Annotated in this window: 18 protein-coding genes; 12 read left to right on the top strand and 6 right to left on the bottom strand. The window is 59.9% G+C overall.

The genetic code is table 11. From position 1 onward, the window contains the following. Positions 1-144 precede the first annotated feature (144 nt). Positions 145-1,218, bottom strand: a complete 1,074-nt coding sequence (locus tag GWL_RS12440; protein ID WP_034350749.1) for a ParA family protein — start codon at positions 1,216-1,218, stop codon at positions 145-147. Between the two features lie 1,013 nt (positions 1,219-2,231). Between GWL_RS12440 and GWL_RS12430 the strand changes: the two genes are divergently transcribed. The 3 genes from GWL_RS12430 (at position 2,232) to GWL_RS12420 (ending at position 4,593) form a co-directional block, all read left to right on the top strand. Then, positions 2,232-3,104, top strand: a complete 873-nt coding sequence (locus GWL_RS12430) for a hypothetical protein (RefSeq protein WP_034350747.1) — start codon at positions 2,232-2,234, stop codon at positions 3,102-3,104. A 410-nt stretch (positions 3,105-3,514) separates the two neighbouring features. Next, a complete protein-coding gene (locus GWL_RS12425; RefSeq protein ID WP_034350745.1) occupies positions 3,515-3,970 on the top strand; it encodes an Lrp/AsnC family transcriptional regulator in 456 nt (151 codons plus the stop codon). Next, the gene (locus tag GWL_RS12420) at positions 3,970-4,593 is read left to right on the top strand and encodes a LysE family translocator (RefSeq protein WP_008330613.1); all 624 of its coding nucleotides are present in this window, start codon (positions 3,970-3,972) and stop codon (positions 4,591-4,593) included. The genes GWL_RS12425 and GWL_RS12420 overlap by 1 nt, the downstream gene beginning before the upstream one ends. A gap of 99 nt (positions 4,594-4,692) precedes the next feature. Here the strand turns inward: GWL_RS12420 and GWL_RS12415 are convergent, their stop codons facing one another. Continuing rightward, on the bottom strand, positions 4,693-4,944 hold the full coding sequence (locus tag GWL_RS12415) for a type II toxin-antitoxin system HicB family antitoxin (protein WP_008330607.1): 252 nt from the start codon (positions 4,942-4,944) through the stop codon (positions 4,693-4,695). A 17-nt stretch (positions 4,945-4,961) separates the two neighbouring features. Next, complete coding sequence (locus tag GWL_RS12410; RefSeq protein ID WP_008330601.1) at positions 4,962-5,144, bottom strand: type II toxin-antitoxin system HicA family toxin; 183 nt, start codon at positions 5,142-5,144, stop codon at positions 4,962-4,964. Between the two features lie 141 nt (positions 5,145-5,285). Here GWL_RS12410 and GWL_RS12405 point away from each other — a divergent pair, with 141 nt between their 5' ends. Then, a complete protein-coding gene (locus GWL_RS12405) occupies positions 5,286-5,528 on the top strand; it encodes a hypothetical protein (RefSeq protein WP_008330598.1) in 243 nt (80 codons plus the stop codon). Between the two features lie 82 nt (positions 5,529-5,610). Here the strand turns inward: GWL_RS12405 and GWL_RS12400 are convergent, their stop codons facing one another. Continuing rightward, the gene (locus tag GWL_RS12400; RefSeq protein ID WP_008330596.1) at positions 5,611-6,066 is read right to left on the bottom strand and encodes a response regulator; all 456 of its coding nucleotides are present in this window, start codon (positions 6,064-6,066) and stop codon (positions 5,611-5,613) included. 521 nt (positions 6,067-6,587) lie between these two features. On the opposite strand from GWL_RS12400, the gene argE reads away from it, so the two are divergent. Next, positions 6,588-7,790, top strand: a complete 1,203-nt coding sequence (gene argE / locus GWL_RS12395) for an acetylornithine deacetylase (RefSeq protein ID WP_008330592.1) — start codon at positions 6,588-6,590, stop codon at positions 7,788-7,790. An 82-nt stretch (positions 7,791-7,872) separates the two neighbouring features. On the opposite strand, the gene GWL_RS12390 is transcribed toward argE, so the two are convergent. Together GWL_RS12390 and GWL_RS12385 are read right to left on the bottom strand one after the other, a co-directional pair. Beyond that, positions 7,873-9,030 (bottom strand): MFS transporter, encoded by a 1,158-nt coding sequence (locus GWL_RS12390; RefSeq protein WP_008330590.1) that lies wholly within the window; start codon positions 9,028-9,030, stop codon positions 7,873-7,875. A gap of 96 nt (positions 9,031-9,126) precedes the next feature. Continuing rightward, complete coding sequence (locus tag GWL_RS12385) at positions 9,127-9,783, bottom strand: 7-cyano-7-deazaguanine/7-aminomethyl-7-deazaguanine transporter (protein ID WP_008330573.1); 657 nt, start codon at positions 9,781-9,783, stop codon at positions 9,127-9,129. A 192-nt stretch (positions 9,784-9,975) separates the two neighbouring features. On the opposite strand from GWL_RS12385, the gene yddG reads away from it, so the two are divergent. The 7 genes from yddG (at position 9,976) to hemN (ending at position 18,511) form a co-directional block, all read left to right on the top strand. Continuing rightward, a complete protein-coding gene (gene yddG / locus GWL_RS12380; protein ID WP_008330571.1) occupies positions 9,976-10,869 on the top strand; it encodes an aromatic amino acid DMT transporter YddG in 894 nt (297 codons plus the stop codon). Between the two features lie 165 nt (positions 10,870-11,034). Beyond that, on the top strand, positions 11,035-11,817 hold the full coding sequence (locus GWL_RS23205; protein WP_085943568.1) for an energy transducer TonB: 783 nt from the start codon (positions 11,035-11,037) through the stop codon (positions 11,815-11,817). A 22-nt stretch (positions 11,818-11,839) separates the two neighbouring features. Beyond that, positions 11,840-12,574 carry a MotA/TolQ/ExbB proton channel family protein gene (locus tag GWL_RS12370; RefSeq protein ID WP_008330565.1) on the top strand — a complete coding sequence of 245 codons (735 nt, stop codon included), beginning with the start codon at positions 11,840-11,842 and terminating at the stop codon, positions 12,572-12,574. Continuing rightward, positions 12,574-12,987 carry a biopolymer transporter ExbD gene (locus GWL_RS12365; RefSeq protein WP_008330563.1) on the top strand — a complete coding sequence of 138 codons (414 nt, stop codon included), beginning with the start codon at positions 12,574-12,576 and terminating at the stop codon, positions 12,985-12,987. Before GWL_RS12370 ends, GWL_RS12365 begins: the two co-directional genes overlap by 1 nt. Before the next feature lie 129 nt (positions 12,988-13,116). Next, positions 13,117-15,231, top strand: coding sequence for a TonB-dependent siderophore receptor (locus GWL_RS12360; protein WP_237713567.1), 2,115 nt, complete (start codon positions 13,117-13,119; stop codon positions 15,229-15,231). A gap of 49 nt (positions 15,232-15,280) precedes the next feature. Next, positions 15,281-16,816 (top strand): histidine-type phosphatase, encoded by a 1,536-nt coding sequence (locus GWL_RS12355; protein ID WP_081486088.1) that lies wholly within the window; start codon positions 15,281-15,283, stop codon positions 16,814-16,816. Positions 16,817-17,059: 243 nt separating this feature from the next. Then, positions 17,060-18,511, top strand: coding sequence for an oxygen-independent coproporphyrinogen III oxidase (gene hemN, locus GWL_RS12350; protein WP_008330558.1), 1,452 nt, complete (start codon positions 17,060-17,062; stop codon positions 18,509-18,511). Positions 18,512-18,515 lie beyond the last annotated feature (4 nt).

Genomic DNA, 18,515 nt, shown 5'->3' with positions numbered 1-18,515 from the left:
GCGCCCCGCCAGACGGGCATAAAATCTGACGCATTTTGACGCACTCAGGAGGCATTTTCGCGGACGACGCATGCGCGCCGGGAGGGCGCATGCGTAGAATGGGCAGTGGTGTATCTCGGAGCAACCTTTCAGACAGTCACGCGTTTACAACTTTGCGACAAAGTCTTGAACATGCTGCAAAGAAACGGCGTAATTCCTCGATGGAATATTCACGTTGTCGCCATTTGGCATCACGTAATTTGTCTGGTTTGGAAGACGATGGATAGGGATTCCGAGACTGGACGAGACCTTGCCGGCAGTGTGGAAATCTTTGACGTTCGAGATATAGAGAGCTTCGAACTCCTGCTTCGTTTTCACCGGAGCGGCTGGCGGCCAGAAGATTGACGGATCACTAACATATTGCTGATGCACGTAGTCGATCAATTCCTCTCTCACTGCATCAAACGCTGTAGCAACACCTGCGTTTACCGTGAAATTATTAAACGGTAACTCAAATATTTTTGGCAAATTTAGCCCAAAAGTTTGAATCTGCCGCGAGAAAGTCACAACTTTACTTGCGTAATTTCGCACCGCTGCCGAAGGGTATTTCCCGTACAGCAACATCAAAATTCCCTTAATGCCTTCGAGCGAACTAAAGTCAGGCATCATCGGAATAACCAGCGCATCCGAAGAAACCAGTGCCATCTGCGTATAAATCGAGAAGCTCGGATTGCAATCGATAAATACCGTCATCTCTTTGTACGCAGAGTTTTGAAGCTCCAAATCGCAAAGACGGCGTATTGCTGTTACATACTCCTGCCAAGCCATGACATTACCAGGATTCATCGTTGCGAAATTGAGTGCCAATGTTTGGGACTCTAGGAATGAATCACCAGCAATTAAATAGAGATTTTTACTTACCTGCGGATTGAGCGGTAGAACTTGTGTGAGATAGCTGGTAGTGAGGCTGGTAAAAGCAGAGTTCCCCGTAAGCAACCAGTCCATAAAACCAACAATGTTCCGGCGTGTTGCCTGCGCTTGCAGTTTTTGATTCGCGTTGTAGCCGTGATGGCCTCCGCCTAACAAAAACTGGGAGATATTCGCCTGCGGGCAAAGATCAACAACTAGCACGAGCTTATCCGGGTTCTGCTCTGCATACAGGCAAGCTGCATTTTGTGCGAGCGTAGTTTTTCCTACGCCACCTTTATTGTTATAAAAGGCATAAATTTTTACGGCCACTTTTCCCCCAAATCAGTTTGGTTATCAAATTATCAAACAGCAATCGTGTCCCTCAAATTCCGGAAGGTGTTTTTACACAGCCTCGGCCGGTAGCGGGCATCGCAAACTGTATCAGGATCGGGAGCCACATTCGTATTTCGCTAAGAAAATTCCGCTCCGCAATTCCAAAACGAGCTGCCTCCGCCCTGGTGCTGTGCGCCTGTCAGTCGCCGTCGACGCGGCTAGTGCAGCCGCCGCTGCCCAAGCTGCCGCCGCTGGGGATCGAGAAGCGAGAGCCGACCTACTGCCAGCGGCTGCTGATGTTCTTCTCGATTTCGCCCTCGAGGGCGATGACATCGTGCGGGACCTCAACGCCTGCATCGACAAGTACCACCGCGCAGAGCAAATGAAGGAGCTTGCGGGACAGAGGTAGCGCAGAAGCAAAAGGCGGGTTTAAAGGCGTTAGGCGTGACGGCAAGCCGTCACGCCTTCTTCCTTAGGTCACGATGATCAGAACGATAAGCAGCGCATACCAGAGGCATTTTGCCGCATCGACTTTCACATCCACCTTTACACTAACTTTCGCCATGATTTTGGTCCGGAGAAAGCTCGTGCCGGCACGAGCGATTAGCTCGTCATTTTTTTAAGGCGCCTTGACCAGGCGCCCGCTTGTCCCAATATCTAGAATAGCGACAAGCTCAGCCGTTATGATTTGGAGTTTTCCTCGTCGCGGCTGATCAGCTCATGTCCACCATCACCATCCGCATGAATTACGCGTTTCAGCAGGCCTAGCCCACCCCGGGTGCGACCCGTTCTCCATACTTCCAGATCAAGCTTTCAATCACCTAATAGCGGATTGCATTCCGCCCGCCGAGCTGTGCATCAGCTCAGCCATTGAATTATATCTGCTGTAGAGAAATGGAAGATTGTTGTCTTTTGGGGAACGTTTTGAGCAACCCCTTTAAAGGTATGCAAAAAGTCATCCTACCGCATGAGGTAAAATAATATTCAATTTGACAAGATAAGGGGGGAGGATGAAGTCGCAGACCTTGGAATATGCTCCTGTTGATTTGCTCTTTAAGGCACCGCTCTATACATCTGTTGCTGATGCAAAGCTCGAAAGCATGGGTAAATACGCGAGGTCACTCCACCTCGGTCACACTTCGGCGAACGTCGATAATTATTGCCCCTTCTGCAAAAAAGACACGACTTGGCAGCGCAGCGTTGACGCGGACTGGGTGGCAATTACAACGAATAAAGTGAAGGTTCATACTGCAGGTCATTATGGCGACCCAAACCAATGGTGGCTTGATCCAGCACGCTTTATTATTCAGTATGCATGTTCGCGGAATCCACAACACCTATTTGAGGTTAATTTCTATTTCGACAAAAACTTGTTGACTCTGAGAAAGGTCGGCCAATATCCGTCAATGGCGGACATGCTTCCTGCAACTGCTGTTAGAGAGGAGCTACTGGATGAAATTTCTCGAAGAGAATATCGCGAGGCAGGAATTCTCGCTTCATATGGTTTTAACGTCGCATCGTTCCTCTACCTTCGGCGGGTAGTCGAAAATCTTGTGGCAGCAGCGTCGGTGGAAGCCGAGTCCGAAGAAAAGGATTTTGATAAAGAACGATTTGTATCCGCTAAATTCAAAGACCGTATCAAGATGCTTGGGGAACGAATCCCTCAGTTTTTGGCGGATACGCCTGAACTTTATCCTGTGCTCAGCGAAGGCGTCCATCAGTGGGATAACGCGACTTGTGAGAAGGCGTTGCCGATCTTGAGAATGGCCATCGAGATCGTGCTAGCCGAGGCTGCGGAGAAAAAAGAGAAAGCCCGCCGTGATCGTGAGGTAAAGGTGCAGTTGCAGAAATTGCATGGCGGAAACAAAGGGGCGGCGCTTTAGCTCAGCGCGATGTGACTTCATCGTATCCTGAATGGTAGATAACGGACAAATCCCGCCCCCGCAACCAAATCTCAGAAAACCGTTATCAGCCTTGGTCGATAGCGGTTTTTTGCTTTTCGGGCGGTGGCCACCTTATGCCTCAGATCAAAGCTGCTTAGTTATAACTCAGTGGCTACGGCATTCAGCTACGCCAGTGTTGCTTCGAGCCCAATCTCCTCAAGCGGCCAACAACGCCAGTTCAAGTTTTTCCTTTTCCGGAGTCTTCGAGTTCTTGAGCAGTGCGTCCACGCGGCATGCACCGTAGGGCTAGCCTTGAGGCTCTTCTCATCTCTATGATCGCAGTCACGCGAATCATGCCTCGTTAAGAAAATTTTATTGAAAAATATACTTAAACAATAAATAATGTGGTCATGGATGATACTGACCGCAAAATAATCGGATTTCTGGCGAAAGACGCACGGCGCTCTCTGGCAGATGTTAGTAGCGCGGTGGGGCTGTCTACATCGGCCGTCAATGAACGTATTCGCCGCCTAACCGCAAACGGCGCGATCCGCCGCACGACTGTTGATGCAGATCCGCATTTGCTGGATTTGCCGATTCTTGCCTTTGTCTGGATTGCCCTTGCGCCTCAAGCCGATGAGGCTGCGTTCCGCAGTTATGCGGCCGCACATGTTGCTATCGCGGAGTGTCATCACGTAACCGGCCCATGGTCTTATCTCATCAAAATCCATACGCGGTCGCTAGCAGGGATTGAGGACTTTCTGGCTGACATGAAAAAGCATGGCTATCTCGCCCGTTCCGAGACGATTATCGCCTTGTCGTCTGTCGTGGATGGTCCCTTTATTTTGAAGGAAGGAATGGTCTGATGGAGATTCTGCTGCTGGGAAAAGGCCTGCTTCTCGGTCTGGCGGTAGCGGCCCCGCTGGGGCCAATCGGTGCTTTGTGCATTACTCGCACCCTCGAACGTGGTTTTTGGTCCGGCGTGGCTGGAGGGTTGGGAACGGCGGCTGCGGATGCTTTTTATGCGGGTCTGGCGGCGATTGGTTTTTCCGCTTTTGCCGCCGTATTGGCAATGATCGATGTGCCTCTCAAGTTGATTGGCGGCCTGTTCATGCTTTGGCTCGGCTGGAAAAATCTGACGCCCGGACCCAAACGGGCGGCGGCGCAGCTTGGTACGCGCGATTTGCTCGGGACAGTGGCGGCGACTTTTCTTCTGACGATCAGCAATCCGGCGACCATTCTTTCCTTCGCGGCGATGTTTGCAGGTCTCGGATTGGCAGAGGCTGCCGGCGGGCTCAATGCAACGCTTGTCGTAGCGGGCGTGTTCCTGGGATCGATTCTGTGGTGGTTTTTCCTGAGCGGTGGCGTGGCGATGATGCGGCAGCGGTTACCGGAAAGCTTCACGACATGGGTATCGCGACTCTCCGGTTTGATCTTGATCGGTTTCGCACTTTACGCGTTCGGATCGCTTCTGCACCTGGTGATTTGATAGGTGGCTATTTGATTCTAAAGGGTAGATAACGGGCAAATCGCGCCGCCGCAACCAGTTTTAGAGACATGCCGCTAGAAGCGATCAAAAGCTTCTCAGCTACATCGTTTTTCCCATGGAGCTCGGCCACCAGTAGGCGCCTTGGAATTGCTTATCGCCGGCCCAGTGCTCGGGAACGCTCGGATGCGGAATGGGCTCGGTCTCGCCATGGAAGTGGGCTTCCACGGTCTCCTGCGCAGCGGCAGGCAGGTCCTGCAGTTTGTCCGCGCCAGCAAAGCAACCGGGAAAATCCGGAAAGGCCGCGCCGTAGGCGCTTTCGGCATCCTTGTGGACGTAGAGGGGGTAGAGCATGAGTTCTCCTGTTGGCCTCACTTCAGGCCGACTTGCTTGAGAATGCTGTTCTGCGCGGGCAGCGGCAGATCCTTCTTGGGATGTGGTGCCGTCACCTTGCCGGGCTTGCTCGGGTGTTTGAACTGGTGGTGCGAGCCGACCGTATGCACCAGAGCCCAGCTGTCGGCCTTGAGTAGTTTGATGAGGGTTGCGCTGTCCATGCAGTGCATTCTGGATTGTAAACACGAATACATAACTTGGACCTTGATGCAGAGTTAGTGCTGGTTTTTTAGTGGCTCATTACACGCTGGCGGTCGTGTTAACATTCCCGCACCTTCATTCATGACGAAAGAGAGTCGCCCATGTCAGAACAGGATCCCTGGATCACCCGCGCTGAAGAGCTGAAGACGCAAATGGAATCGCTACTGGTCGCCCAGTTGGAAGAATATGAAAAAATGACCGCCAAGCTGGAACAGTGGAAACAGAATCCTGACGGTTCCTGGCTCACGGAAGCCGACTACCACCCCTGGCAGGAAGCCCTCAAGAGGCTGGAAGCAGCGCAGCGTGAGTTCGATGGCCACATCAGCACGCGCGTGAAGAAATAAGCGTCAACTTTGCCCCGGCATGCGTGCGGGCACAAGAAAAAACGCCGCGACCTGCGAGGATCGCGGCGTTCTTGTCGGGCCGCTAGCCATCCCCGTCAGCCTTCACCGCAGCCGAATCGCGTCGGCGCCGTCGCTTGCTCCAGCGCCGCGCACGGTCAACTACCACATCCATGTATTGCTGGGCCGTCTCGGGTTTGAGCAGATATTCCACAGCACCGGCTTCCAGCAGCGCCGGCATCTCCGGCGGGTAATCACTGTCAGGAAACACCACGATCGGTACCGCGCGCGTGTTGCGGCCCACCCTCATGGCCTCGATGAAGTCCAGGCCATTGTTCTCCATCATGCCCGGATCGAGGAAAATCATGCCCGGTAACTGCACCTGCCCTTCCTGGCGGCGTGGCAACAGTCGCTCGATGGCAGCGTCTGCTTCGTCATACCACTGCAATACACAGTGAAAATTCTGGCGCCAGAGCGCAAAACGCGCCAGCTCCACTGCTTCGCCGTTCGACTCAATCATCAATATGATCGGCGGCTTCATGGTCTTGTCCTTCTCTTGTAGTGACCCTGATCACCATTCCTGTGCTGCGGGAATCCATGCTGGCCTCTGCGGGCGCCTCTCCCGGCACAAAACTTCAGCAGCAGTCTGACAAAAATGCGCAAAAGCGCCTAGCAGGATTTTCCTGATACGGCCCGGCTTCGCGGTCGAGCAGGCCGTCCGGCCTGTTCGATGGGCCATGACAGGGCAAGCTCGCCAGCGCGCATCCCCGCCCCCAGCCGTGAAAATCCTTCATCTCTCCAACCACGCCATGTATTGCGGTGTAAGCTAAGTCCTTCACGTGCAGGGTAGCGATCCCCCGGATCAATGCCGATCCCGTCCGATGAGACGGCAGGGAACCAGGCGCAGGGATCTGCAGCCGCGCCGTCTGCCTCGGCTGGCCGCCATGCCAGCAGGGGCAGGCCGTGGCACGCCGCTTGCTGCACTTCTGAGGGAACCCCCACGCCATCTGTCCTCCTGTCCGATGGCCCGGCGTTCCGGATTTGAACAGGCAAACCATCATCATGAATGCACCACTGACATCAGCCGCTGCGGCCCCGACCCAGGCGACGCTGGATATCCTCAAGACCCTCATCGGCTTCAACACCATCAGCCGCGAATCCAACCTCGGCCTCATCGAATGGGTGCGCGACACCCTGGAGCGCCACGGCGCCACCACCCGTCTGACCTACGATGCGCAACGGCGCAAGGCCAACCTCTTCGCTACCCTGGGCGACGCTGGTCCCGGACACTACGGAACAGTCTTCTCCGGCCACACCGATGTGGTGCCGGTCACCGGCCAGAACTGGGATTCCGATCCCTTCGTGGCGCGCGTGGCCGATGGCAAACTATTCGGTCGCGGTGCTTGCGACATGAAGGGTTTCATCGCGGTCTGCCTGGCGCGCCTGCCCGCCATCGCCCAGGACAGGCTGCACACGCCGCTGCACTTCTCTTTCTCCTACGATGAAGAGGTCGGCTGCCTCGGGGTACGCGAGCTGCTGGCCGATCTGCAGCAGAACGACATCCGGCCCACCGGCGTCATCATCGGTGAGCCCACCATGATGCAGCCCGTCATCGCGCACAAGGGCAAGCGATCCTATCGCTGCTCGGTGCATGGTCATGCAGCCCATTCCTCCTGCCCGCACCTGGGCATCAACAGCATCGACTATGCCGCCATGATGCAGCTGAAGATCCGCGAGATCGCCCTGCGCGTACGCAATTCGGAGGCGCAGGATTACGACTTCGACGTACCGTACTCTTCCATCGTCACCACGCTTTCCAACGGCGGCAATGCGCCCAACATCATTCCGGACAAGGCCGAGTTCGTCTTCGAGCATCGCTTCCTGCCTGGTATCGATCCGGCGGAGGTGTTCGAGGAAGTCAGGCGCTATGCCGAGCAGGAACTGCTGCCGCAGATGCAGATCGAGGGCGCGCAAGGACGCATCGAATTCGAGACCCTCACGGCCTATCCCGGCATGAGCACGCCACCCGATGATCCGCTGGTGAGCTCGGCGTTGCGCATCCTGGGCAGCGAACGTGCACGCAAGGTCGGGTTCGGTACCGAAGGCGGGCTGTTCGGCCAGGCCGGCATGCCGGCCGTGATCTGCGGACCGGGCGACATCGTCCATGCCCACAAGCCTAATGAGTTCGTCACGCTGGAGCAATTGGCCAGATGTGAAGGTTTCTTCGACAACTTCATCGCTTCGGCACATCTGACGGCGGCTTGACGGCGCCGCTGTCGTTGCCGCAATGAAGAAAAGGCGCTTTTCCCGCGAGGGACAAGCGCCTTCTTGCTGGCGTCGTGGTTGATCAGGCCGGGGCGCGCACGCGCTTGTCCAGCGAGGCCGAGAAGGCCACCGTTAGCAGTCCCAGCAGGGCGAAGATCGAGCCGATCAAAGGTAAATCGGTCAGGGGCAGTCCCGCCGAGATCGCCACGCCGCCGACCCAGGCGCCGGTGGCGTTGCCCAGATTGAAGGCGCCCTGGTTGAGGGTGGAGGCCAGGTTGGGCGCGCCACGCGCGGTATCGAGGACGCGGATCTGCGCGCCCGGTACCACCGCGAAGGCGAAGGCGCCCCAGGCAAACATGGTGACCAGCGTCGGCCACTTGTAGTGGCTGGTGAAGGAGAACAGTCCCAGTACCACGGCGATGCAGAGGAACACGCCGCACATCACCGGCATGAGTTTCCAGTCCGCCAGCTTGCCACCGACCAGCCCGCCCACGGTGATGCCGGCACCGAAAAGCAGCAGCACCCAGCTCTCTTGCCGGGTGGTGAAACCGGTCACATCCAGCAGGATGTAGGCGATATAAGTGATCACGCTGAACATGCTGATCGAGGCCAGCGTGGAGGTCAGCAGCGAGAGCTGTACGCGAGTATCGATGATGGAGCGGAACTCCTGGAAGATATTGCCGGCCTGCATGGGGATCTTCCTGGGCAGCATGGTCCACAGCATGATGGCGGCCAGCACCCCGATCCCGGTCACCACGCCGAAGGTGGAGCGCCAGCCCGCCGCATGGCCGAAGGCCGTACCCAGCGGTACGCCAAGGATGTTGGCCACCGTCAGGCCGGTGAACATCAGTGCCACCGCCTGGGCGCGCTTGTGCGGCGCGACCAGTTCTGCGGCTACCACCGAGCCGATGCCGAAGAAGGCCGCATGGCAGAAGGCAGTGACCACCCGCGCCACCATCAGGAAGACGTAATTGGGCGCTACCGCGCACAGCACGTTGCCCAGGATGAAGAGGCACATCAGCCCCACCAGCGCCTGCTTGCGCGGCCATCTGGCGGTGAGGATGGCGAGGATGGGGGCGCCAGCGGCCACGCCCAGGGCATAGCCCGAGACCAGCATGCCGGCGGCCGGTGCGCTCACCCCCAGATCGCGCGCGACGTCGGGCAGCAAGCCCATGATGACGAATTCAGTGGTACCGATACCAAAGGCGGCAACGGCAAGGGCAAACAGGGGCCAGTTCATGCGCAGTCCAGGTGGAGAGTGGAGAGGAGGAGGGCGCGCCCGGGCAGAGCGCGCAAAAGCCGCAAGTTTACCGCCGGATGGAAATCGCTGCAGGCCTTAGGCCGGATCGGCGGCCAGAGGGCGGGCGAACCAGCTCTTCAGGAACGACATCAGGGCGCCATAGGCCGGCAGGAAGAACAGCAGGCTGATGGCGATTTTGAAGCCGTAGTCGACCAGCGCGATTTCCACCCAGTGCGTGGCCATGAAGGGATCGCTGCTACGCCAGAAGGCGATGGAGAAAAAGGCGATGGTATCGCTGGCGTTACCGAAGATCATCGATACCGACGGCGCCAGCCACCAGTGGCGCGAGGCGCGCAGGCGGTTGAAGACCTGTACGTCCAGCACTTGTCCCAGTACATAGGCCGTGAAGCTGGCCGCCGCGATGCGCGCCACGAAGAGGTTGAAATGCGCCAGCGTGCCGAAGCCCTGCCACTGCCCCATGTAGAACAGCGCCGAGATGCCATAGGAAATGAACAGCGCCGGCAGCATCACGGCAAAGATGATGCGGCGGGCCAGCGGGGCGCCGAAGAATCGCACCGTCAGATCGGTCGCCAGGAATATGAAGGGAAAACTGAAGGCGCCCCAGGTGGTATGCAGGCCGAAAATGGAAACCGGCAGTTGCACCAGGTAATTGCTGGAGGTGATCACCACCAGGTGGAACAGAGATAGCCAGGTCAGCAGCGCAGCGTGGCGGCGCAGGTCGAGAGTCGTCATATGAACCTTTTTGATGAATGGGGGCGAGGGAACCCATGGAACACGTCCGGCCAGGTGGGCGACGGCCACTCAAGCGCGGACAGAAGGGGCAGGATTCTATCACGGCAGCGGGGGCGGGGCTTGGCTCGCCCGCCGCTGCAGGACAGGCAGCGTGGCCCATGAGGTACACTCTTGCGCTTTTGGGCAGGTGTAATGAACAGCAAGAAGGCAACCCTGATCGGACTGAGCGCCGTGGTCCTGTGGAGCGCCATCGTGGGCCTGATCCGGGGCGTGAGCGAACATCTCGGCGCCACCGGCGGCGCGGCGGCGATCTATACGGTGGCGTCGCTGATCCTGATGGTGTCGGTGGGTTTCCCGCGGCTGTCGAGCTTTCCGCGCCGGTATCTGGCGTGGGGCAGTGTGCTGTTCGTGGCCTATGAGCTGTGCCTGTCGCTTTCCATCGGTTATGCGCATAGTGGCCGCCAGGCCATCGAGGTCGGCATGGTCAACTACCTGTGGCCGACCTTTACGCTGGTGGCGGCCATCCTGTTCGGCGGGCAGCGCGCCACGCTGCTGGTGGTGCCCGGGTTCATCCTGTCCATGCTGGGGATCTGCTGGGTGCTGGGCGGCGACCAGGGGCTGGATCTGCCCGGCATGCTCATCAACATCCAGGACAATCCGCTGAGCTATGGCCTGGCTTTCATCGGCGCCCTCATCTGGGCCGCCTACTGTACCGTCACCACGCGCATCGCCGGGGGCAAGAACGGCGTGACTCCTTTCTTCATGCTGGTGGCACTGGCCTTGTGGGTGAAGGTCTTGCTGGGTGGGCATGTCGATGAACTATCCTTCAGTATCCCCGCAGCGGTCTATCTGGTGCTGGCCTCGGCTGCCATGGGGCTGGGCTATGCAGCCTGGAACATCGGCATTCTGCATGGCAACGTGACGGTGCTGGCGGGGGCCTCGTATTTCATTCCGGTGTTTTCATCGGCGCTGTCGGCGCTGCTGCTGCGAGCCCCCTTGCCGCCCTCTTTCTGGGTGGGGGCCGCGCTGGTGTGTGCCGGGTCGATCCTGTGCTGGCGGGCGACGGCGGGACGCCGGGACCCTTGACGTTCGTCGCGCGGGAAGCTCCGTTGGGGAGGGGGTGGCTTACAAAGTTTTACATCGGCGACGCCCTTCCTGACGCCGTTGTCACACAAGCGTAACGGCAAGGTCATCATGACTGCCTAGACTCCTGCTTTTTTCAAAGCAACGCCGTACCCTGCGGCGCGAGTCATGTTGTCATCTCTCCCTCATTTTCCTCAGCGCACCGCTGCCGGCATGGCCGTGGCAGCGGCTGCTTCACCGGCTTGGCGCGCCTGGCCAGCAGCGGACCGGTGGCGGACGGTCCGGCCGGCGCTGCTGGTGATCGCAGCGCATCTTGGTGTGCTGTGGCTGGCGCTGCAGATGCGTCCGCTGTCACCTCCCGCCATTACACCACCGGTACCGAGCACCGTGATGCTGGCGCTCTTCGAGCCTGCACCCCAGCCAGTCCGTCCTTCTGCGCTACCGGCGCCCGCACCGCCGGTACGCACCGTGCACGTGCGGCCCGCGCCAACGCCGCGCGCCCACCAGGCAGCCATGCCCGTATCCCTTCCCGTGAGCGCAGCGCCGACCTTGGCGCCTCCCGTGGCCGCCGTGACTGCGCCAGCCGCTTCTGCATCATCCTCGTCTGCGCCTGCCGCCGCGAGCGCTGCCGCTGCACCGGTAGCGGCAGTGTCCCGCCCATCCAGTCCGCCCGTCATCACCAGCGGCGTGCAATACCTCACCGCCCCGCAACCGGTTTATCCCGCCGCTGCCCGTCGTCGTGGCGACGAAGGTGAAGTGCTGCTGCGCGTGTTGATCAATGCCCAGGGCAGCGTGGAACAGATTGCATTGGAAAAATCCTCGGGCATCGCCAGCCTCGACCAGGCAGCACGCGTGGCGGTCGCGCAGGCCCGCTTTCAGCCTTATGTAGAGCAGGGCCGGGCACAGTCTGCCTATGTCGTCGTGCCGATCAAATTTCAATTGACGCAGTAATCCAGCCAGAAAGGAATCAACAATGGATGCAAGTCCCTACGGCCTCACGGCCTTGTGGTCGCAAGGCGATGTCGTCACCAAGGCGGTGGCGATTCTGCTGACGATGATGTCGATGGCCTCGTGGTACGTCATTCTGACCAAGGCCCTGCAGTTGTTGCGCTATCGCGCCCCGGCACAGGCCGCCGGTCACGCCTTCTGGCAGGCTGACAACGTCGCTGCCGGCGTCTCTTGCCTGGGGCGGGACAATCCCTTCGTCGCGCTCGCCAGTGCCGGGCAAGGGGCGGTGGATCATCACACGATCCATCAGGGCCAGTTGCAGGATCGTCTGCCGGTCAGCGAATGGGTCACACTGTCGTTGCGCCAGGCCATCGATGAGGCCTCGGCCAGTTTGCAGTCGGGCATGGCCGTCCTCGCCTCGGTCGGCTCGACGGCCCCTTTCGTGGGCTTGTTCGGAACGGTCTGGGGCATTTATCACGCCCTGGTCTCCATCGGCAGCAGCGGCCAGGCCAGCATCGACAAGGTGGCCGGCCCGGTGGGCGAGGCCCTGATCATGACGGCGTTGGGCCTGGCCGTCGCCATTCCCGCCACCTTCGGCTACAACGCGCTCCTGCGTGGCAACAAGAGCATCATCGCGCGCCTGAACAAGTTCGGATTCGAACTGCATGCGCTGTTCGTCACTGGCGCTCGCGCCGATGCCTCCGGTGCCGGGCCGCAACAGTCCCATACGATGCACCTGCGCGTCCAGGGAGCAGCGTGATGGGCATGGGATCCCTGTCCGAATCGGACGACGACTTCAACCCCGAGATCAACACCACCCCGCTGGTGGATGTGATGCTGGTGCTGCTGATCATCTTCATCATCACCGTTCCGGTCATGAACAACGCGGTAAAAATCGACCTGCCGCGTGCCACAGCCCAGCCCGATACGCTCAAGCCGGACAGCATCAACCTGGCCATCGATGCCCAGGGCAAGACCTTCTGGAATGACGAACCGGTCGACATGGCGCAACTGAAGGCCCGCATCGGCGCCGCGGCGGCCCGGTCGCAGCCACCGGAACTGCATCTGCGCGCGGCCCGCACCACGCCTTATGAAAAGGTGGCGCAGGTGATGGCCATGGCACAGGCTGGCGGGCTGGCCAAGATCGGCTTCGTGACCGATCCGCGGCCATAAGGTAGCCAGGCAGCCAGGCAGACAGACAGATCAGATTCAATCGATACCAAAGGCTGATCGGGCATGCCCGGATTCAGACCATAAAAAAGCAAGGCCAAATTCCTCACTTCCATCCACTGCGAGTTCAAGATGATTTCCAGACGTATTGCTACCCCCCGTCCTTCCACCATGCGGCGCGCCTTGTTGGGCGCCGGTCTGCTGCTGGGCAGTAGCGGCCCGCTGCTGGCACAGGCCGATGACAGCGTGCTGCCCCAGATCACCGTGACCGACAGCGCCGACAAGAAGAAGCTGGCCGAGCAGGTCAGCGGAGGAGCCCTCGGCGAGCGTTCCGAACTGGAGACGCCGTTCTCCACGCGCGCCGTCACGAGCGACGAGATCGAAGACCGCCAGGCCACCTCGCTTGCCGAAGTGCTGAAGTACGACGCCAGCGTCAGCAACAGCAGTCCGGTCAACGGCACTCACCCGGCCACCATTGCGATACGCGGGCTGCGCCTGGACGACCTGAACGGCTACAAGATCGATGGCCTGGCCAACATCAATCGGGGCACCGAGATGCCGCTGGAGATGTTCGAGCAGGTGGAGGTGCTCAAGGGCTTGTCCGGTTTCATGTACGGGTTTGGCTCGCCGGGGGGCATCGTCAACTACGTCACCAAGCGTCCGACCGATGACGCTTTTCTCGCTACCGATCTCGGCTATGCCAGTGGCGGGACGTGGAAGGAACACGTCGACGCCGGAGGTCGTCTGGGCGAGGACCAGCGCTTGGGCTACCGCATCAACCTGGTCAACGAGAGCGGCGATACCGAGGCCGATCACGGCAGCATCAACCGCCAATCCATCGGTGCCTCCTTCGATGCACGGCTGAGCAGCGACCTGACCGTCAGGCTCGATGCCCTCTACCAGCGGCGCATCACCACCGGTGGCACCGATGTCATCGTCAGCGGCTTCAAGATCCCATCGGCGCTGGATGGCAGCACGCGCCTCTACAGCAATGGCTCCTACACCAATGTGGATTACCGCCTGGTGACGCTGAGTGCCGACTATCGTCTCTCGGATGACTGGAAGGCCACCGTCGCCGTGCGTCATTCCGAATCGGTGCGAGTCTACAAGAAGGATCAGTACTACATCACCAGCAATAGCGGCAACTATCGCGACCGCCTCACATCCGAATACCATGGCTACGAATTCAACGAAGCACAGGCCATGGTGCAGGGCAAGGTGAGCACCGGCTTCCTGCAGCATGAAGTCGTGTTCGGTGCGATGGCCCAGAACCTGCTTTCCACTTCTTCCGTGACCACGCCCAAGCCCTACATCGGCACCGGCAACCTGTATGCGCCGACGATCTACTCGGCCGATAGCGTCAACTACAGCGGCGGTACCTATCGTGATGAAAGGACCACGCAGACCGCGCTCTTCGCCAGCGACACGATGAAGTTCGATGAGCGCTGGTCGTTGCTGGCCGGCCTGCGTTACACCAATTACATTGATACCGCCTACACCACCGCCAACGCCGCCAGTGCACGCTTCACTGCCAGCCCGCTGAGCCCGACGGCCGCCGTGATGTTCAAGCCGCGTGCCGATACGACGGTCTACGTCAGCTATGCCGAGGCCCTGGAGCAAAGCGCCTCGGCGCCCACTACGACGGTCAATGCCAACCAGACCTTCGCTCCCATCAAGAGCAAGCAGGCAGAAGTGGGCGTCAAGACCGAGCACGACGCCTGGAACGGCAGCCTGGCGCTGTTCCGCATCGAGCGTGGCTCGCAGTACATCAACAGCGCCAACGTCTATGTGGCCGATGGTCAGAGCATCTATCGCGGGGTGGAAGTCAATGCGTCGCTACAGCTCACCCGGGACCTGAGCCTGGATGGCAGCGTGATGGTGATGGGCTCCGAAGTCACCCATGCGGCAGCAGCGGTCAATGGCAAGCGCGCCGTCGGCGCGGCAGATGTGCAGGCCGGTGCGCAGCTAAGCTACCGGGTGCCGACCCTGGCAGGCCTGTCACTGCATGCCGGCGCGCAGTATGTGGGTACCATGGCGCTGGATTCGGCCAATACCAACATGCTCTCTCCCTACAGCCTGTTCGATGCAGGTCTGAACTATCGCACCCGTATCGGTGGCCACATGACCACCTGGAGCGCCAACATCACCAATCTGGCCAATCGCAAGTACTGGACCTACTATCAGGAAACCTACCTGAACGTGGGGGCGCCGCGTACCCTGAACCTGAACGTGCGCGCCGACTTCTGAGCGTGAGGGGTTCCCGACCCGGAAAGGCTGATATCGCATGATCGGTGGCATGAACTTCCATAAAACTGCCAGGGCCTGTGCCTGGCTGATCGGCCTGTTGCTGGCCGCCAGCCTGGCGCAGGCCGCTGATCGTGACGATCGCCAGACCAAGACACCTTATGCCCCGCGCCAGCCGCTCTCCAGCCTGGAACCGGTGCCTGCCGGCTATGCACCGGTGTTCACCCAGTTGCTGGCGCGCCATGGTTCTCGTGGCCTGACCGGGATGAAATCCGATCTGGCCCTCTATCGCCTGTGGCAGCAGGCCGAGCAGGAGCACGCACTGACCCCGCTGGGCCAGACGCTGGGACCGGCCTTGCAGGCCATGCTGCGGGCCAATTTTCTGCTGGGGGCGGGTGTGCCCGGAATCAGCGAGCCCGGCTATGGCAACGAGACCCTGGCCGGGCTGCAAGAGCACATCGAGCTGGCACGACGGATGGTGCAACGTCTGCCCGGCCTGTTCGACCAGGCCAGCTCAGGTGCACGCGAGGTCGTCGTGGTCAGTTCGGGCAAGGATCGCGCGGTGGATAGTGCAGAGGCTTTTACGCAGTCGTTGCTGGCCGCCCGTCCGGGCTTGCGCGGTCATGTGGAGGGGCCTTCCAAGGATACCTATCTGCTGTATTTCCATCGTTTGCCCAAGAATCCCCCGACACAGACGACCACGCTGCGCCTGCAGACCTGGAAGGATAGCCGCGCCTACCAGGCCTATCTGCATGGGGCAGCGCTGCAGGCGCAACTGGCGCGCATCGGCCAGGATCCGCGCTTGCAGGACGCCGCCGATGCGGTCCTGTCGCGGCTGTTCAGAGCAGACTTCCTGACGCGCCTGGAGCAGGGCAGCTATCGTTTCAGCAACAGCGGCACGCTCAGCTTTACCAGCGCGGATGGGCGTCATACCAATACCCTGACTGGCGACGGCCGCAGTGTCATCGCCAGTGGTGTGCAGGCAGCCAGGGCGCTGTATGACCTCTATGCCATCAGTGCCGGGATGCGTACTGAACTGGAGCGGGCTGGCAGCAATGTGAAGGTTTTCGACAACATCATGCCTCCGATGGCGGCGCAGGTCTTCGCGGAAATCGAAGATGCTGAAGATTTCTACAGCAAAGGGCCGGCAATGGTAGAGCAGGGCGATGTGACTTCGCGCATGGGACGCATCCTGCTGCAGGATTTCTTTGATGAGGCCGACGCCATCGACCGTGGTCAGCGCCAGCATCTGGCCAAGCTGCGCTTTGCCCATGCCGAGATCGTCATACCGCTGGCCACGTTGCTGGGCCTGCCCGGTGCGGCGCAGCAGGTTGACGCGCGTGAACCCTATGCGCCGGCTCGCAATGGCTGGCGTGGCGCGCAGATTGCGCCGATGGCTGCCAACCTGCAATGGGACATGTTTGCCAATGCCGCCGGGCGTACCTTGGTGCGACTGCTGTACAACGAGGGGGAGATGGATTTCAAGTCGTCCTGTGATCAGGCCAGAATCGCGCCCCGCAGCCACTACTACGACTATCACGCGTTGCGGGCCTGTTATGGACAGGCCCGCGCAGGCGCTCAGCACTGAGGTGCTCAGGCTGGTGGCACGGTTGAGCCAACGGGCGCCGGTATGCGGCTGTACTGCTTGAGCCCTGGCGTAACTGATATCCACCGGTCAACAGGCCCGCCCCTTTGATGCACATCAATGCGATCCTGCAAGGATCTGTCTATTCTGCAAGCTCCAGTCAATACCAGCTCGCCCGGTGGGCTCGCGGCCCAGCGCATGTGCGCGCCGCGTCAGTCCGGCGCGGCAGCCGGCCAGGAGCATCGCATGCAAGTCGCCCATCCGTCCACCCTGCATCCTTCCGCCAGTCTCGCCGGCATGAACAAGGCCGTCCTGCGCAAAATGGACCAGCGTGGCCCGCGTTACACCTCCTATCCGACGGCAGACCGCTTTTCCAGCGACTTTGACGTCACCGACTACCTGCACGCGGTCTCCGACCGCCGCAACATGAGCGCCTGGCGGGCACTGTCGCTGTATCTGCACATTCCGTTCTGCGACACCATCTGTTACTACTGTGCCTGCAACAAGATCGTCACCAAGAACCGCGCCAAGGCTGCACTCTATCTGAGCTATCTCAAGCGCGAGATCAGCATGCAGGGCTCGCTGTTCTCCGGCATGAACCAGGTGGAGCAGCTACACTTCGGTGGCGGTACGCCGACCTATCTGTCGGACGAGCAGATGTCTGACCTGATGGACCACATCCGCCACAGTTTCACGCTGGCACCGGATCACGTCGGCGAATATTCGATCGAAATCGATCCGCGCACGGTCTCGGTGGAGCGTGTCCACAAGCTGCGCCAGCAGGGATTCAACCGCATCAGCCTGGGCGTCCAGGACTTCGATCCGGAGGTGCAACTGGCCGTCAACCGCGTGCAGTCCGAGCAGCAGACCCTGCAGATCATCGCCGCCGCGCGTGATGCCGGCTTCCGCTCGGTCAGCATCGACCTGATCTACGGACTGCCCAAGCAGAACGTGATGTCCATGTCGCGCACCCTGGCCAAGGTCATCGCCGCCAGCCCCGACCGCATCGCCGTCTACAACTATGCGCACATGCCGGCGCTGTTCAAGACCCAGCGCCAGATCAGGGAAGAAGACCTGCCCAGCGCCGACAGCAAGCTGGACATGCTCTCGCTGTGCATCCGCCAGCTGACCGGTGCGGGTTACGTCTACATCGGCATGGATCACTTCGCCAAGCCCACCGACGATCTCGCCATCGCCCAGCAGCAGGGCCGCCTGCATCGGAACTTCCAGGGCTATTCCACCCATTCGGAGACCGATCTGGTGGCCTGCGGCGTCTCGGCCATCAGCGCCGTGGGCGGCAGCTACAGCCAGAACGAAAAGACCCTGGACGGCTATTACGCCCGTCTGGAAAACTCCACCTTGCCCATTGCACGCGGGATCCAGCTGGGCATGGATGACGTGCTGCGTCGGCTCATCATCCAGCGACTGATGTGCAATTTCGAACTGTCGATCAACTCGCTGGAGATCGCCTATCCCATCGTCTTCCGCGAATACTTCGCACCCGAGATGGCAAAGCTCAAGCTGCTGGAGCAAGACGGCCTCATCAAGATCGAACCTGAATGGATCACCGTCGAGCCCAAGGGGCGCCTGCTGATCCGCAACATCTGCATGGTGTTCGATCGTTACCTGACCCAGGATCGCGAGAAGGCTGCGAGCCAAGACAAGGACGCACCGCAGCGCTATTCGCAGACCGTCTGAGCGG

The sequence above is a fragment of the Herbaspirillum sp. GW103 genome (genome assembly GCF_000261365.1).
GTDB lineage: Bacteria > Pseudomonadota > Gammaproteobacteria > Burkholderiales > Burkholderiaceae_D > Herbaspirillum.
This window is presented reverse-complemented; position numbering and strand designations above follow the sequence as displayed.

Coding starts and splice junctions, on each gene's coding strand:
- GWL_RS12430 (WP_034350747.1), top strand. CDS start 2,232: ATGAAGTCGCAGACCTTGGAATATGCTCCTGTTGATTTGCTCTTTAAG.
- GWL_RS12425 (WP_034350745.1), top strand. CDS start 3,515: ATGGATGATACTGACCGCAAAATAATCGGATTTCTGGCGAAAGACGCA.
- GWL_RS12420 (WP_008330613.1), top strand. CDS start 3,970: ATGGAGATTCTGCTGCTGGGAAAAGGCCTGCTTCTCGGTCTGGCGGTA.
- GWL_RS12415 (WP_008330607.1), bottom strand. CDS start 4,944: ATGCTCTACCCCCTCTACGTCCACAAGGATGCCGAAAGCGCCTACGGC.
- GWL_RS12410 (WP_008330601.1), bottom strand. CDS start 5,144: ATGGACAGCGCAACCCTCATCAAACTACTCAAGGCCGACAGCTGGGCT.
- GWL_RS12405 (WP_008330598.1), top strand. CDS start 5,286: ATGTCAGAACAGGATCCCTGGATCACCCGCGCTGAAGAGCTGAAGACG.
- GWL_RS12400 (WP_008330596.1), bottom strand. CDS start 6,066: ATGAAGCCGCCGATCATATTGATGATTGAGTCGAACGGCGAAGCAGTG.
- argE (WP_008330592.1), top strand. CDS start 6,588: ATGAATGCACCACTGACATCAGCCGCTGCGGCCCCGACCCAGGCGACG.
- GWL_RS12390 (WP_008330590.1), bottom strand. CDS start 9,030: ATGAACTGGCCCCTGTTTGCCCTTGCCGTTGCCGCCTTTGGTATCGGT.
- GWL_RS12385 (WP_008330573.1), bottom strand. CDS start 9,783: ATGACGACTCTCGACCTGCGCCGCCACGCTGCGCTGCTGACCTGGCTA.
- yddG (WP_008330571.1), top strand. CDS start 9,976: ATGAACAGCAAGAAGGCAACCCTGATCGGACTGAGCGCCGTGGTCCTG.
- GWL_RS23205 (WP_085943568.1), top strand. CDS start 11,035: ATGTTGTCATCTCTCCCTCATTTTCCTCAGCGCACCGCTGCCGGCATG.
- GWL_RS12370 (WP_008330565.1), top strand. CDS start 11,840: ATGGATGCAAGTCCCTACGGCCTCACGGCCTTGTGGTCGCAAGGCGAT.
- GWL_RS12365 (WP_008330563.1), top strand. CDS start 12,574: ATGGGCATGGGATCCCTGTCCGAATCGGACGACGACTTCAACCCCGAG.
- GWL_RS12360 (WP_237713567.1), top strand. CDS start 13,117: ATGATTTCCAGACGTATTGCTACCCCCCGTCCTTCCACCATGCGGCGC.
- GWL_RS12355 (WP_081486088.1), top strand. CDS start 15,281: ATGAACTTCCATAAAACTGCCAGGGCCTGTGCCTGGCTGATCGGCCTG.
- hemN (WP_008330558.1), top strand. CDS start 17,060: ATGCAAGTCGCCCATCCGTCCACCCTGCATCCTTCCGCCAGTCTCGCC.